At 63.1% G+C, this 14,896-nt stretch carries 12 protein-coding genes; 8 read left to right on the forward strand and 4 right to left on the reverse strand.

Translation table 11 applies throughout. The annotated features are described in order from the left end of the window. Positions 1–56: 56 nt before the first annotated feature. The 5 genes from MESOP_RS29335 (at position 57) to MESOP_RS29355 (ending at position 5,568) form a co-directional block, all read left to right on the forward strand. Positions 57–1,061, forward strand: a complete 1,005-nt coding sequence (locus MESOP_RS29335; RefSeq protein WP_013896976.1) for a LacI family DNA-binding transcriptional regulator — start codon at positions 57–59, stop codon at positions 1,059–1,061. A gap of 71 nt (positions 1,062–1,132) precedes the next feature. Then, on the forward strand, positions 1,133–2,479 hold the full coding sequence (locus MESOP_RS29340; protein WP_013896977.1) for an ABC transporter substrate-binding protein: 1,347 nt from the start codon (positions 1,133–1,135) through the stop codon (positions 2,477–2,479). 75 nt (positions 2,480–2,554) lie between these two features. Continuing rightward, positions 2,555–3,499, forward strand: a complete 945-nt coding sequence (locus MESOP_RS29345) for a carbohydrate ABC transporter permease (protein WP_210160827.1) — start codon at positions 2,555–2,557, stop codon at positions 3,497–3,499. Next, positions 3,492–4,340 (forward strand): carbohydrate ABC transporter permease, encoded by an 849-nt coding sequence (locus MESOP_RS29350; RefSeq protein WP_013896979.1) that lies wholly within the window; start codon positions 3,492–3,494, stop codon positions 4,338–4,340. The genes MESOP_RS29345 and MESOP_RS29350 overlap by 8 nt, the downstream gene beginning before the upstream one ends. A 22-nt stretch (positions 4,341–4,362) precedes the next feature. Next, a complete protein-coding gene (locus MESOP_RS29355) occupies positions 4,363–5,568 on the forward strand; it encodes a glycoside hydrolase family 172 protein (RefSeq protein WP_013896980.1) in 1,206 nt (401 codons plus the stop codon). 57 nt (positions 5,569–5,625) lie between these two features. On the opposite strand, the gene MESOP_RS29360 is transcribed toward MESOP_RS29355, so the two are convergent. Then, positions 5,626–7,065, reverse strand: a complete 1,440-nt coding sequence (locus tag MESOP_RS29360) for an NAD(P)-dependent oxidoreductase (protein ID WP_013896981.1) — start codon at positions 7,063–7,065, stop codon at positions 5,626–5,628. A 124-nt stretch (positions 7,066–7,189) separates the two neighbouring features. Then, a complete protein-coding gene (locus tag MESOP_RS29365) occupies positions 7,190–8,536 on the reverse strand; it encodes an NAD(P)/FAD-dependent oxidoreductase (RefSeq protein WP_013896982.1) in 1,347 nt (448 codons plus the stop codon). Positions 8,537–8,828: 292 nt separating this feature from the next. Between MESOP_RS29365 and MESOP_RS29370 the strand changes: the two genes are divergently transcribed. From MESOP_RS29370 to MESOP_RS29380, 3 genes are all read left to right on the forward strand, one after another. After that, positions 8,829–10,751 carry an ABC transporter ATP-binding protein gene (locus MESOP_RS29370; protein WP_425339698.1) on the forward strand — a complete coding sequence of 641 codons (1,923 nt, stop codon included), beginning with the start codon at positions 8,829–8,831 and terminating at the stop codon, positions 10,749–10,751. A gap of 48 nt (positions 10,752–10,799) precedes the next feature. Then, positions 10,800–12,692, forward strand: coding sequence for an ABC transporter ATP-binding protein (locus MESOP_RS29375; RefSeq protein WP_013896984.1), 1,893 nt, complete (start codon positions 10,800–10,802; stop codon positions 12,690–12,692). A 172-nt stretch (positions 12,693–12,864) separates the two neighbouring features. Next, positions 12,865–13,194 (forward strand): hypothetical protein, encoded by a 330-nt coding sequence (locus MESOP_RS29380; protein WP_013896985.1) that lies wholly within the window; start codon positions 12,865–12,867, stop codon positions 13,192–13,194. Between the two features lie 44 nt (positions 13,195–13,238). On the opposite strand, the gene MESOP_RS29385 is transcribed toward MESOP_RS29380, so the two are convergent. Then, positions 13,239–14,021: an ABC transporter ATP-binding protein gene (locus tag MESOP_RS29385; protein ID WP_013896986.1), complete on the reverse strand. Its 783-nt coding sequence runs from the start codon at positions 14,019–14,021 to the stop codon at positions 13,239–13,241. A 10-nt stretch (positions 14,022–14,031) separates the two neighbouring features. Further along, positions 14,032–14,799, reverse strand: a complete 768-nt coding sequence (locus tag MESOP_RS29390; RefSeq protein ID WP_013896987.1) for an ABC transporter permease — start codon at positions 14,797–14,799, stop codon at positions 14,032–14,034. Between the last annotated feature and the right edge of the window lie 97 nt (positions 14,800–14,896).

Consider the following 14,896-nt stretch of genomic DNA (forward strand, 5'->3'; position numbering starts at 1 on the left):
ACTTCCTGTGAAAATCGATTTGCAAATGCATTCACAAGGCATAATAGTGCCTTTCCATGAGCACGATCTCCAAGGTTGCCGAGCGGGCAGGCGTATCGCGGACGACCGTTTCGCACGTGATCAACCACGCCGACCGCGTGTCTAAATCACTGCGCGAGCGGGTGGAGAAGGCGATCGCGGAGCTTGGCTATTCACCCAACCCGCAGGCCCAGAGCCTGCGCACCGGGCGCACCAACACAGTCGCCATGCTCATTCCCGATATCCGCAACCCGTTCTATCCGGAGCTGGTCAAGACCGCGCAGTCCGAGTTCGAGGCCGTCGGCCTCGACATGCTGATCTTCAACACCGACGTGCCCGGCGGCCACAGCCAGGAGCACGGCCATGAGTATCTGCGCCAAATCCGGCACCGCCGGGTCGATGCGCTGATCGTCGGCGACTTCGCGCTGCATGGCATGCATGACACGCTGATCGGCATCGACATCCCTACCGTCTTCATCGGCGACCTGCCCAACCGCGCCGTCGACAACGTCAAACTGGACGACCATGGCGGCGGCTACCTGATGGGCGAGTATCTGGCGCGCAAAGGCCATCGGCGCGTCGCCTACGTCACCGGGCCGACCTCGTTCCGGGAGGCGATGGAACGCGCCGAAGGTTTTGAGAAAGGGCTTGCCGACAATGGCGCGCCGCCCCTGGCCGACCTGCGTTTCACCGGCAGCTATCTGCCGCCCTCCGGTGTCGAGGCGGTCGCCTGGCTGCTGGAACGGCACAGCGATCCGCTGCCGAGCGCCATCTTCTTTGCCAACTATTTGATGGCGGCGGGCGCGCTGGCGACGTTCCACGACCTCGGCATCGTCGTGCCCCGCGACATCGCCGTCGCGGTTTTCGAGGATCTGCCGCAGCTCGAATATGTGCGACCGCGCCTCACGCGTGTCGGCAACAGCCCGGCCGGCCTCGCGCGGGAGGCAACGCGGATGCTGCTCGAAAGGCTCTCGGGCGCCTATGCCGGCGAACCGCGCACCGTAGTGGTGCCGTCCTTCCTCCACCCCTTCGACACGGCGTGAGGAGTTTGAAAGCCAGCGGGAGACCACTCGGCCCGAAAAGTTCACCAGAGACGATCAACAGGGAGGAAACCGTGACTGATCGACCAACTTCGCCAATCGTATCCGGCCTGACACGCCGCCGCATCCTGCAGCAAGGTGCTGCCCTCGCCGGCGGCATCGCCGGCTTGCCTTTCATCAACCGCATCGCCCGCGCCGAGGGCGCGGCACTGAAGTTCTGGCAGTTCTATGCGCCGGGCGGCGACGTGAAGCCGCAGGTGAAATGGTTCGAGGATATGGTTGCCGGCTGGAACGCCGGCCATGACGTCAAGGTCGAGCTCGAATATGTGACCAATAGCGAGTACATGAACGGCTCGAAGCTCTCCACGGCCTTTGCGTCGGGAGAAGGGCCGGACATCTTCATCATCAGCCCCGGCGACTTCCTGCGCTACTACAATGGCGGCGTGCTGGCCGACCTGACACCTTACATCGACGCTGCGGTCAGAGCCGATTTCCCGGAAAGCGTGATCGCCAACCGCATGGTCGACGGCAAGATCTACGGCGTACCCATGGAGGTCGAGCCGATGGCCTTCTACTATTCGGTCAAGGTCTTCGAGGACGCGGGCCTCAACGAGAACGACGTGCCCAAGAGCTGGGACGAGCTGCTTGAAACCGCCAAGAAGCTAACGACGCCCAACCGCTACGGCGTTCTGTTCGAGACGACGCCGGGCTACTATCAGAATTTCACCTGGTATCCCTTCCTGTGGCAGGGCGGCGGCGAATTCCAGGGCAAGGACGGCAAGAGTGCCTTCGATTCCCCGGCCACGGTCCAGGCGCTGAAGCTCTGGCAGGACGCCATCAAATCGGGCGCCGCACCACGCCAGGTATTGAGCGGCGGCTTCGATGTGGTCGCCAATCTCGGCTCCGGCTATTGCGCAATGCAGAATGTCGGCATCTGGGGCATCTCGGCCATGGACAACAACGCCAAGAACACGCCCTACGGTATCTTCAAGCTACCAACGCCGGCCAACGGCAAATATGTGACGGTCGGCGGCGGCTGGGCCTTCGTCGCCAACGCCAAGGGCAAGAACCCGGAAGCGGCCGCGCAGTTCTGCGCCTGGGCACTCGCCTCGATGGACAAGGGCTCGGTCCAACGCGTCGTCGACTGGTGCACGGTGGCCAAAAGCGACATGCCGCCGCGCAACAGCGCGCTCGCTGCCGGCGGTGCCGCTTTCACCAACGGCAAGATGGGCGTCTTCTCCAAGGACATCCATCCGGGCACCCGGGCCGAGCCCCGCGTGCCGCCCGAGGTCTACAAGATCATCTCCGACGCCATCCAGGCCGCACAGCTCGGCGGCGCCGATCCCCAGCAGACCGCGACATCAGCCAGCCAGCAGCTAGACGCCTTCCTGGCCGGCTACTCGGGAGCGCCTATTCTTTAGCCTTCAGGAGAATTCGCATCGAAACCCTCTCTTGCGCTCCAGGCAAGAGAGGGTTCGCCAACGGGCCGACCCGACATGACCTATCCCTCTACCGCCTTGACCTCCACGACCGAGGAAGACCGCCCCATGGTCTCGCGCAAGAACCGCCGCGACTGGCTGGCCGGTTATCTCTTCGTGCTGCCGGACGCGCTGGGGCTGCTCGTCTTCGTCGGCCTGCCGATGCTGCTCGCGCTCGGCATCGGCTTCTTCGAGGTCGACGGTTTCGGCACGTACAAATTCGTCGCCTTCAAGAATTACGCGCGCATGTGGAACGATCCGCTGTTCTGGACAGCACTGCGCGTCACCGTGCTTTACGCCGTCATGCTGGTGCCGGCGCTCTATGTCTCGGGTCTCGGCCTGGCGCTGCTCGTACAGCGTGGCGGCCGCTTCGAGACGGTCATCCGAGCGATGTTCTTCGCACCGCAGATGGTCAGCCTCGTCGTGGTGGCGCTGGTCTGGCAGATCCTGCTGGTCGAGAAGGTCGGCATTATCGGCCGCCTCGCCGCCTCGCTCGGCTGGGGTGCCGTCTCCTTCCTCGGCGACCCGAACCTTGCGCTGATCACCCTGGTGGTCGTCAGCGTCTGGTTCTTGATGGGCTTCTATATGCTGATCTTCCTCGGCGGCCTGCAGGACATTCCGGGCGAATATTACGAGGCGGCCAAGATCGACGGCGCAGGGCCGGTCGTCAGCTTCTGGTACATCACGCTGCCCTTGCTCAAACCGACCAGCTTCTTCGTGCTGCTCGTCTCCATCGTCATGGCCGCGGCTGGCGGCCAGGTCTTCGACCTGATCTACGTCATGACCAATGGCGGTCCGGTCAACGCCACCGCCGCACTGATCGTCTACATCTACAAGCAGGCCTTCCAGCTCGGCGCTTTCGGCTATGCCTCGGCAATGGCTTCGCTGCTGGTGGTGCTGCTGATGCTGGTCACGCTGCTGCTGTTCGCGCTCACCCGCGGCGGGCGGTTCGACCATGACTGATGCCGCCATAAGGGACAAGCGCGCCGCCGGCTCCACGCACATCCTGCGTTTCCTCTGGATGCTGATATCGGCCATCCTGGCGCTGATGACCATCTTCCCGCTGGTCTGGATGCTCGTCATCGCCTTCAAGCCGGCGCCGGAGGTGTTCTCGCCGAACTTCCTGCCGGTCTCGCCCACAACAGGCAATTTCCTCTACGTGCTGACCGAAGTCCCCTTCCTGCGCTATCTCGCCAATTCCTTCTTCATGTCGGCGACCGTCACCATCGTGGCGCTGTTCTTCCACTCGATGGCCGGCTACGCGCTGGCGCGGCTCAATTTCCCCGGCCGCGACTTCATCTTCCTCGCCATGTTCTCGACCTTCCTGGTGTCGCTGCCGGTGATCATCGTGCCGTTGTTCATCCTGGTGAAGGCGCTCGGCCTCATCAACACCTATGCCGGCCTGATCGTGCCCTCGATCTTCAATGCCTTCGGCATCTTCCTGCTGCGGCAATACTATCTCTCGCTGCCGCGTGAACTGGAGGAGGCCGCCGTCATGGACGGCGCCAGCCGCTGGCGCATCTACTGGTCGATCGTGCTGCCGCTCAGCCGGCCGATCCTGGCCGCGCTGGCAATCCTGTTCTTCCTCGCCAACTGGAACGCGTTCCTGTGGCCGCTCACCGTCGCCTCCGACACCAGGCTGTGGGTCGTCCAGGTGGCGATCACCAACTTCAAGAGCCAGTACGCCGGCGCCTGGAACTATGTCATGGCCGCCTCGACCATCGTGGCGCTGCCGATGCTCGTGCTGTTCGTGATCTTCCAGCGGCAGATCACCGAATCCATCAAGACCAGCGGCCTCAAGTGAGTAACAAGCATAGGAACGACCGATGACCCAAGCCGGACTTTCACCGCTGCGCGGCCTCGCCAAGCTGCGCGATGCGAGCACGCGCCGCTTCTCCAGCTACGACCGCACGGGCGGCAATGACGACCGCCTGCACATCGAGCCGGGCAAGACCGTGACAATCGCCGAATACGACGGCGCCGGCATCGTCACCCATATCTGGGCGACGCTTGCCTGCAAGAGCGAAAGTTTTTTGCGCAAGATCGTGCTGCGCGCCTACTGGGACGGCGAGGACCAGCCCAGCGTCGAGACCCCCGTCGGCGACTTCTTTGGCATGGGCCATGCCCGCACGAAGAACTTCGCCAGCCTGCCGGTGCAGGCAAGCCCCGAGGACGGCAAGGCTTTCAATTGCTATTTCCCAATGCCTTTCGCGGCCGGAATGAAGATGACGATCACCAACGAGGCCGAGGACGATCTCCTGTTCTACTATTATGTCGACCTCGAGCTGCATGAGCGGCTGGAGGACGATCTCGGCCGCTTTCATGCGCAATACCGCCAGGCGCGGCCTCAGGGCATGGCGGAGACCGGCCTCACCAACGAGCAGTTCCTGTTCGGGGGCGAGACCACGGACGGCAAGGACAATTACACGATCCTCGAGGCCGAAGGCCGCGGCCACTATGTCGGGGTGCTCTACAGCGTCTATTCGCGCCGCCGCTCCGAGCTCTGGGACTGGTATGGCGAGGGCGACGACATGATCTTCATCGACGGCGAGCCCGGCCTCTCGGTGCCCGATACGGTACGCAAGCCCGACCCGCGCATCGGCCCGAAGGCGGCACTCATCGAGCCGCGCGCGGAAAGCTCGGCAGGCGCCAACGATGCCTGGCCGCCGACACTGCACGGCACCGGCACGGAGGATTATTTCAACACTGCCTGGTGCCCGACGCAGGACTATTCCGCGCCCTATCACGGTATCATCGCCGCCGGCGGCCCGAACTGGACCGAGCCGGTCACGCTTTACCGCTGGCATATCGAGGATCCGGTGATCTTCCACAAACGCATCCGGGTCAGCATCGAGCACGGCCACGCCAACCGGCGCGCCGACGACATCTCGTCGGTCGCCTTCTGGTACCAGGCCGAGCCGCACAAGCCGTTTGCACCGCTGCCGTCGGCGGCCGAGCGCATTCCGACTTTTCGCCGACCGAACGAGGGCTGGGACGCGGCAGTCGCCGCCGCGATGCGCGAGCGGCGCTGAAATCACTCTGCCCAGCAGGCTGAGGGAGAAGGCGTCGGCCGCAGCGGCAGGCCGGTGTTATTGATAAGGGCCGCGGAGATTCAGTTTCTCGGCCAGCAGGCAAAACCGGTCGATCAGTCGGACAAGCTCTTTGCCTTGTTCGGCCACGACCCCTCCGCGCTCGGCAGCTGCCGCGTCTGAGAGAGCCTTCCACAACTGGCTTTGCCGGTCACAGACATCCGCCAGTTCGGAGCATTCGCTGGAGGTGAGTTTCAAAATGTGATCCGCCGTTACCGGCCCGATGCCAGGAGGCTTTGTCGCTCCAAGGGAAAGATAGCCCGACGGCACGGTGCCTTTTGCGTTCGTCACCGATTTACGGCAGATGATATCGAACAGCTGGTCGACGGCCTGCTTGGCGCCGGCGACGCGCGAAGGATGGTCCGTATCGGCCGCCGCATGAGGCAGAAGTTCAAGCTTGCCGGCATGCTTCCCGACGAGATCGAGATAAGGCAGCATCGGACCGGAGAGTCTGCCGGTCGAGGCATCCCTGAAAAGGTCGGCATCGATCGCCGCGTGGCGCACCTGCCCCGTATTCAGGGCATCGGCAAGGGCCTCTACGTTGACCAGCTCGCCACGATCATAATTGACCAGCACCGCGCCGTTGTTCATGCGTGACAGGACGTCCGCACCGATGAGTCCGGCATTGGCGTAGCGGCCGGTTTGCGCGTCCTGCTTGCCCAGGCCGACATGGACGCTCAGCACATCGGCACCATCAGCCGCATCGATGAGATCCGGCGCAAAGACGAAGCCCTCGGCTTCCACCCAGTCGCGGTGCCGCGGCCGCGCGTGGATCACCACGCGCATGCCGAAGGCGCGGGCGAGCTTAGCGACCTCGCGGCCGATATTGCCGTAACCGATGATCGCGATCGTCTTGCCTTCGATTTTTTCGGTCGGAAAATCGCGCAGTTCCCTGCCGGTGTCGAAGGCACCGCGCGCCACCCGCTCATGAAGCGTGTCGACCGGGAGGTCTGGCAGCACTTTCAGGATCGCCTTCATCACCATCTGCGCCGTGGCACGGCTGTTGATGCCGGGCGTGTTCATCAGCACTGCCGTGCCGCCCTCGCCGCTGCCGCCGCCCCAGGAGCGCGAGCCCATATTGCCGGTGCCGGCACCGATCCTCACGCCGGCCAGCGGAAAAACGGTTTCCGCGGGAAGGAAAGTTGCGGCGGCGATGACGGCGTCATAGCCCCCGTCGCCGGCGACTTCGATCAGCTCCTCGCGGGTGCTGAGGTCCGGCTGGTAAAAGAAATGCACGCGGCCCTGTTCAAGCCCTGCCCTGTCGCCAAGCGCGCCTGCGTGGAAGCGACCGCCCTTGGCTTCGATGTGGGCGCGCACTTCGCTGGGGTCGGGCTTGCCGTCTGGGCCGAAGCGCAGACCGACCAGATCGCAGATCAGCACGGCGTAGGCGCGTTGCGGATCGATTGGGTTCGCGGCCTGTGTATTGGTGTTCGCGGTCACGTCGTTTCCCCATGCAAGAACTGAAAGGCCTGCCGGTACAGCACGCTCTCGATCAGAACCTATCTGCCTGGAAGGGCGTCAGATCGATCGCTGGCGGCAAACCCGCGGCTAGCTGCGACACGATCTAGAGGCTGGGTCCCAGTTCGATCGGGCTGCCGTCGCCGAACCGGGATTGGCGGAACCTGTGAAGACTATGTCCTGTCTCGTTTCCCTGGACGAGGTCGGAAACGACGCGGCCCATTCCGGGTCCGATGCCGAAGCCGTGGCCACTCATCCCTGTGGCGATAACGAGACCGGGAATTTCGACGGCGCGATCAACGATGGGCACGACATCCGGCATCGCATCGATCATGCCCGCCCAGCTCGCCTTGAGCGGCACTGTCTTGAATTGCGGGAAAAGTGCGGTGAATTCGCGGTCGATATTGCGCAGCGCGGAGGCTTTGGGGGCGGGATTGAGGATACGCATCCGTTCGAACGGGCTTTCCTCGTCCGCGTTCCATTTGCGCGGGGTCGACCAGCTGTCCGGATAGCCTCGCGGCGCCGCCGGCAGGTAGCGGATACCAAAAGGATTGGCCAGCAGGGCGGGAACATATTTGCTCGCGTGACGAAACGCGTCAGGCCCGACATAGAGCTGACTGGAGCCTCCCGATGCCAGCGTGTAGCCGCCATCCTGCCTGCGCCGGAATGCGATATGCTCATCGGCGACGGCACCCGAATGGACTTCAGGCATGGGTTCGGTCGCGGCGACGGTTGCCCTGACACTGAGCTGCGGGATGGAAACGCCGTGCGCGCGCAGGAAGAGCGACGTCCACGCACCACTCGCGACGACGGCGTTCGAGGTGACGACACGACCCTGCTCGGTCCAGACACCGCTGATGCGTCCCGCCGAAATGTCGAGCATCCGCGCCGCACAATTCTCGATGATGGTGACGCCCTGCCGTGCGGCCAGGCGAGCAAGCGCTGGCACCGCCACCCAGGGCTCGGCCCGCATGTCCGATGGAGTGGTCATCGCGCCCTTGAAGGGACGCGACATGGCCGGGATCAGCTTGGCCGTCTCGCTTTGGTCAAGCAGACGCGTGTCTACGCCATGCATCTCGGCGATCTTCAGGAACTTGGCGAAGCCGGCCATCTCCTTGTCGGTTCGCGCAAGATAGGTAACGCCGGTCTGCTTCAACCCGATGTCTTCGCCGCATTCTTCGGCCAGTTGACGCCAGAGCCGTTGCGCTTCGATCACGATCGGCAGTTCATCGGCATCCCGACCCTGCTGCCGGATCCAGCCCCAGTTCCGCGACGATTGCTCGCCGGCGATGCGCCCCTTTTCCAGCAATGTCACCGAAATGTTCCGTCGCGCCAGGAACAAAGCCGTTGTCACGCCGATGATGCCGCCGCCAATGATCACAACCTCCGCGTCCTTCGGCAACGGCGCCTGAAACTGGATCGGCATGGCTTCGGTGAAGGGAAAACGTGTCAAAGAATATGATCCTCCTGGTATTCCACGTATTCTGCGGCGGTAGCTGGCCCTTGGCCGCCCTGGCCGCTTGCGTGGAATGTCGGTGATACCTGACCGAACTGATAGTCCGTCATGGCTGGGTCGAGCTGGAGAATCTGCTTGCCAATGCAATAAAGTTGTTGATGCAGATGGATGCCAATCGCGGCGCCGCTTCAGGCACAGTGCGATGCCGCCATTGGCCCCTTGAACGGTCAAGTCGGACACGCGTAACATCGCGTCATCAGAACTGAGTCTGTCGTATTCGTCCGGGCTAATGTCCGGATTGGACTGGATATTTTCCTTGCTTACGGATGCAACCAGCGGCGCAGCAAAGCGCGGCAAATCGTTTGCCCATGTCGCCGAAGCCTCCTGGGGCAAGGGCCTCAGCACGCTGCTGCGCATCGTGCGCATGACGCTGCGCCATCCCTGGCAAGTCGCCATCACCCTGGTCTCGACCTTCATCGCCGCGACGCTGCAGCTTTTCATTCCACGCCTCTTGGGACGGGCCATCGACCAGGCGCAAGGCGTGATGGCCGCGGGTGCCGGCACCGCGGCCGAGCAGGCGCTGTGGAACACGGCGCTGACGCTGCTCGTGATCAGCATCCTGCGCGGTCTCTTCACCATGGCGCAGAACTACTATGGCGAGGCCGTCGGCCACCGGACCGGCTATGAATTGCGCCTGGCGTTCTACGAGAAGATTCAGCGCCTGAGCTTCTCCTTCCACGACAAGGTCCATACCGGCGATCTGATCACGCTCGGCCTGCTCGATCTCGATGGCGTGCGCATGTTCTTTTCCACCGGCATCCTGCGCGTGGTGCTGCTCGGCGTGCTGATCGGCGTCGGCGCCTATCTCTTGATCAGCACCGATCTCGTGCTCGGGCTGCTCAGCCTGAGCTTCGTGCCGTTCGTCGCCTGGCGCTCATCGGTGACTCAACTGGCGCTGCGCAGCACCTGGCTGACGCTGCAGGAGCGTCTGTCGGTGCTGAGCCGGGTGATGGACGAGAACCTCGGCGGCATCCGTGTCGTGCGTGCCTTTGCGGCGCAGCGGCACGAGCTCAAAAAATTCGACCGTGCCAAGCAGGATGCGCTGGACCTCGCCAATAAGCGCGTCGACATCCGCGTCAGCAATACCAGCGCCATGAACTTTTCCTTCCTGGCCGCCATGGGGTTGGTGCTGTGGTTCGGCGGCCAGAAGGTGATCGCAGGCCAGATCAGCGTCGGCACACTGGCGCAGTTCCTCACCTTCATGACCATTTTGCAGATGCCGGTGCGCCAGCTCGGTCTGATGGTCAACTCATTCGCGCGCGCCTCGACCTGCGGCACGCGGCTGTTCGAACTGCTCGACACCGAACTCGACATCGAGGACGCGCCCGACGCCACGGATCTTGTCGTTACCGAGGGCGTGCTGCGCTTCGATGATGTCGGCTTCCGTTACGAGGGTTCAGGCGGCCGGCCGACACTGTCGGGCATTTCGTTCGAGGCCAGGTCCGGCGAAACCATCGGCATTGTCGGCCCTCCGGGCAGCGGCAAGTCGACCATCGCGCATCTGATCCCGCGCTTCTACGATGTGACATCGGGCGCGATCACCATCGACGGCCAGGATATCCGCAAGGTCACGCTGCAATCATTGCGCAAGGCGGTCGGCGTCGTGCAGCAGGACGCATTCCTGTTCACCACCTCGATCGAGAACAACATTGCCTATGGCAATCCGTGGGCGCGCGAGACCCGCATCGGGCAGGCAGCCGAATATGCCCAGTTGCACAACTACATCATTGGACTTCCCGCCGGCTACACCACGGTCGTCGGCGAGCGCGGCGCATCGCTTTCCGGCGGCCAGCGGCAGCGGCTGACCATCGCGCGCAGCCTGATGCTGCGGCCATCGGTGCTGGTCTTCGACGATTCGACCGCTGCCATCGATGCCGGCACCGAGCAGCGGATTCGGGCGGCGATGAAGCGCTTCGCCAGGGATCGCGTGACGCTGATCATCTCGCACCGGCTGAGTTCGCTGATGCATGCCGACCAGATCCTGTTCGTGGAGGGCGGCCGCATCGTCGAGCGCGGCACGCATGAGGAGCTGCTGGCGCTCGGCGGACGCTATCGCGCACTCTACGACCTGCAATTGCGGCCGGACGAGGACCGACCCGCGGGAGCAATTCCAGGAAAAGTGGAAACCGGTTTTCCCGGGAAAAGCGCGTAGCGCTTTCCCTTGGGAATTGCGTCAAAACTAAAGAGATAGAGCCGCGTGATGTCGAAACACATCGACGATGAGAAGGAAGACACCAGCGGGCGGCCGACCAAGGCCGTCGTCGGGTCGCATCGCGACGAGGAAGAGGTTTTCGGCAAGGCTTACGATCCTCGCATCATCAGGCGCATCTGGAGCTTCGTCAGGCCGTATCGGGGCCGGATTTTCATCTCGGTCGCCGCTGTGCTGGTGTTCACGCTGACGCAGCTCGCGATCCCGCTGGTCATCCGCTACGCCATCGATCATGGCATGGCCGCGGGCAGGCTAGACCACTCGGTGATGATCTCGGCGACCGGTGTCTTCGCGGTGATCATCCTCATCAACTATGCCGCCAGCCATGTGCAGGAAAGCGTCGTCGGCAAGGTGGCCGAGAACGTGCTGTCCGATTTGCGCCGCGCCATGTTCAGCCACCTGCAGCGCGTCTCGCTGAGCTTCATGGACAAGACCGAGGTCGGCCGCCTGATGTCGCGCCTGCAGGGCGACGTCAATTCGATGCAGGAGTTCCTCGAAACATCCGTGATGTCGGTGGGCGACATCGTGCTCTTGTTCGGTATCGTCTGCGTGCTTTTGTGGCTCGACTTCCGGCTCGGGCTCTTGACGCTATCGACCATGCCGGTGCTGTTCATCGTGCGCCTGTTCTGGCTGCCGCGCGCCAAGGTCGCCTTCATGGCGGCGCACGAGACCAACTCGATCGCCAACGGGGCGCTCGCAGAAGGCATCCATGGCGTGCGCACCGTGCAGAGCCTCGAGCGCCAGCATGTCAATTTCGACCTCTACGACGAGAAGGTGCTGGCCAATCTCAATGCCCACCTGCGGTCGGCCAAATACGCGCAGGTGATGGTGCCGATCGTCGATACGCTGACCGGCATCGCCATGGCGACGGTCATCGTCGTCGGCGGTTCGATGGTGCTGTCGCACAGCCTCGATGTCGGCGTCATGGTGGCGTTCCTGTTCTACATCCAGCGTTTCTTCGACCCGATCCGCTCGCTCACCATGCAGTACAGCGTCATGCAGCGCGCCATGGCTTCGGGCCAGCGCATCTCCGAAGTGCTAGACGTACCGGTGGATGTCAGCGACAAGGAGAATGCCGTGACTCTGTCGCGCGACATGGACGGCTCGGTCGAGTTCAGGAACGTCACCTTCGGCTACAGGCAAAACCAGCCGGTGCTGAAGAACATCTCTTTCCGCGTCAATCCGGGTGAGACCGTCGCCCTTGTCGGCCCGACCGGGTCGGGCAAGTCGAGTTCCATGGCGCTGGTGCACCGTTTCTACGATGTCTGGTCGGGTGAGGTCCTGGTCGGCGGCCATGATGTGCGCGACCTGACGCAGGATTCGCTCGGAGACCAGGTGGCCATGGTGCTGCAGGAGCCGTTCCTGTTTTCCGGCACGGTGCTGGAGAACATCCGCTATCACAAGACCGGCGCGACCCGCGAGGAAGTGGTGCGCGCGGCACAAGCCGTGGGCGCGCACGACTTCATCGAGCACCTGCCCAATGGCTACGACACCGAGCTCGAGCAGCGCGGCGGCAATCTCTCGCTCGGCCAGCGCCAGCTGATCAGTTTTGCACGCGCGCTGGTGGCCGACGCCAAGATCCTGGTGCTCGACGAGGCCACGGCCAGCATCGATTCCTACACCGAGATGCTGATCCAGAAGGCGTTGATCAAATTGCTGGAGGGCCGCACCGGGCTGGTCATCGCCCACCGTCTGGCCACCATACGCGGCGCCGACCGCATCATCGTCCTGCAGAATGGCGAGATCGTCGAAAGCGGCAACCACGAACAGCTGATGCGGAAGAAAGGCCTCTACGCCCGCCTTTACAACATGAACTACGCTTCGTTCGACGACATTTCCGAGGAGGAAATGAGAATGGACGCGGCTGTCGGCAAAGCGACGTGAGGGTTGCGGCAGAACCGGACAGGAATGGAGAGCAGCGGGATGATCGCTGTCAGCGGTTGCCCAGGGACACAATGCATCCGGCGAATCCCTGTCCCGATTTTGTGAAGGAACGCATCGGGTGCGGAGGCCGTTTTCTGGTCATGCATGTCTCGCATGAACAGGAGGCATCCTCATGAAACGGCAGATGATGTCCACCGGTGTCATCATATTGGCGGCCGCGAGCGCGATTTCATTCAGTTCCATCGCCGATGCCGCGGTCAGGCACCATGCGGTCAGGCACCATTTTGTCCACACCACAACTCATCATGGTGACAGGTATCGGCATGCCGTTCACCACGAATATGTGGTGGTTGGCGACGGTTTGACTGGCGACAACTCGGCCGGCGTCAATGGCGGGATGGACAGCTACTACAATGGCTACGGCAGCTATCGTGGGTATGTCGGCGGCTTCTGCGGAACCATTGCATGGACGCTCGGCATATGCAGTCCCCATGGTCCTTGAGTCCTGACCGCTGAGCGGATCGGCAAAGTGTGAGCGCGCGGATGCTACGCCATTTCGGGACGTCTTGACGCCTCGCGGATCGCCTTGTGCACGCCGCGCTGCAAATCCATGAAAGCCGGAGTTTCCATCACCTCTTCCCGGCGCGGACGCTCGATGTCGACGTTGAAGGTCTGCATGATGCGTCCCGGGCCGATCCCCATGACGACGATGCGGTCCGACAGATAGACGGCCTCCTCGACGTCATGCGTGACGAAGAGCACGGTGAGCCGATGCTCCTCCCATATCTGGGTCAGCAGTTCCTGCATCTGGTGCCGGGTCAAGGCGTCCAACGCGCCAAAGGGCTCGTCCATCAAAAGCATCTTGGGCCGATAGGAAAGCGCGCGCGCAATGGCGACGCGCTGCTTCATGCCGCCCGAGAGCTCCGATGGATAACGCTCGGCGCTGTCCGACAGCTTGACCAGATTGAGATGCTCGAGCGCGATCTCGCGGCAGGCCGCGCGATCATAACCGGCGGCCTTGAGGGCAAACTCGATGTTCTGCCGCGCCGTCAGCCACGGAAGCAGCGTGTAGGACTGGAAGACGACGCCACGATCGAGACCCGGCTGCAGGATCGGTGCGCCATCGATACTGAGATCACCGGCGTCGAAGTCCTGCAGTCCGGCCACGATCGACAGCAGTGTGCTCTTGCCGCAGCCCGATGTGCCGACGAGAGAAACGAATTCGTTGTCGGCAAGATCGAGGTTGATGTCGCGCAGCACCTCGGTGCGCCGCTCTCCCGTGCCGAAGCTCTTGTGGAGACCCGCGATGCGCAATTTGGGAGGGTTCATCGGCCGTTCCTCATTGCGAGTGGCCATCCTGCCTGAACAGCACCTTTTCCAGTGCCTTCATGACCTGGTCGGTGATGAGGCCGAGCACGCCGAGCAGCAGGATGTAGCCGATGATGGTGTTTGTCTGGAAATAGCGCTGCGACACGGTGATGCGATAGCCGAGGCCAGATGTCGCCGCGACGAGTTCGGCCAGCACCAGCCAGGTCCATGCCCAGCCCAGGCTGATGCGCAGCGTATCCCAGATACCGGGCAAGGCACTGGGAACGACGATGCGCGTCAGGATCTTGCGGTCCGGCAGGCCGAGCGTGCGACCGAGGCCTATGAAATCGGCTGGCACCCGTTTCACATTGTCCATGATCATCAGCACCTGCTGGAAGAAGGTGCCGATGAAGATGATCAGGAATTTCTGCGTATCGCCGGTGCCCGCCCACAGGATGGAGAGGGGTACGAAAGCGACGACCGGCATGTAGCGGATGAAATCCACCAGCGGCTCGATGGCCGCTTCCCATGAGCGGAAGCTGCCGATCAGCACGCCGATCGGTATGGACAGCGCCGAGGCGATGAGGAAACCGATGGAAATGCGGTACATCGAAGCCCTGAGGTCCAGCCACAACGTACCCTCGGTCGCGAGCTTGACGATCTGGGTCGCGACACTGCCCGGCGACGGCAGGAAGATGGGCTTTACCCATCCCAGGCCGGTCGCCGCCCACCAGGCGAGACCAAGCCCGACAAAGACGGCCACCGCGATCATCAGGAAACGCGACCTGGCGATCGGCACCCCGATCCCTGAGGATCGACGGCGCCTTGCCTGTTTCGTGACCGATCCCGGTGCGGAGCGAGCCGGGGCCGTTTTCGCGGAGGGCTCTGCGGACATC

The organism is Mesorhizobium opportunistum WSM2075 (genome assembly GCF_000176035.2).
Taxonomy (GTDB): Bacteria; Pseudomonadota; Alphaproteobacteria; order Rhizobiales; family Rhizobiaceae; genus Mesorhizobium; species Mesorhizobium opportunistum.

Coding starts and splice junctions, on each gene's coding strand:
- MESOP_RS29335 (WP_013896976.1), top strand. CDS start 57: ATGAGCACGATCTCCAAGGTTGCCGAGCGGGCAGGCGTATCGCGGACG.
- MESOP_RS29345 (WP_210160827.1), top strand. CDS start 2,555: ATGACCTATCCCTCTACCGCCTTGACCTCCACGACCGAGGAAGACCGC.
- MESOP_RS29350 (WP_013896979.1), top strand. CDS start 3,492: ATGACTGATGCCGCCATAAGGGACAAGCGCGCCGCCGGCTCCACGCAC.
- MESOP_RS29355 (WP_013896980.1), top strand. CDS start 4,363: ATGACCCAAGCCGGACTTTCACCGCTGCGCGGCCTCGCCAAGCTGCGC.
- MESOP_RS29370 (WP_425339698.1), top strand. CDS start 8,829: ATGTCCGGATTGGACTGGATATTTTCCTTGCTTACGGATGCAACCAGC.
- MESOP_RS29375 (WP_013896984.1), top strand. CDS start 10,800: ATGTCGAAACACATCGACGATGAGAAGGAAGACACCAGCGGGCGGCCG.
- MESOP_RS29380 (WP_013896985.1), top strand. CDS start 12,865: ATGAAACGGCAGATGATGTCCACCGGTGTCATCATATTGGCGGCCGCG.
- MESOP_RS29385 (WP_013896986.1), bottom strand. CDS start 14,021: ATGAACCCTCCCAAATTGCGCATCGCGGGTCTCCACAAGAGCTTCGGC.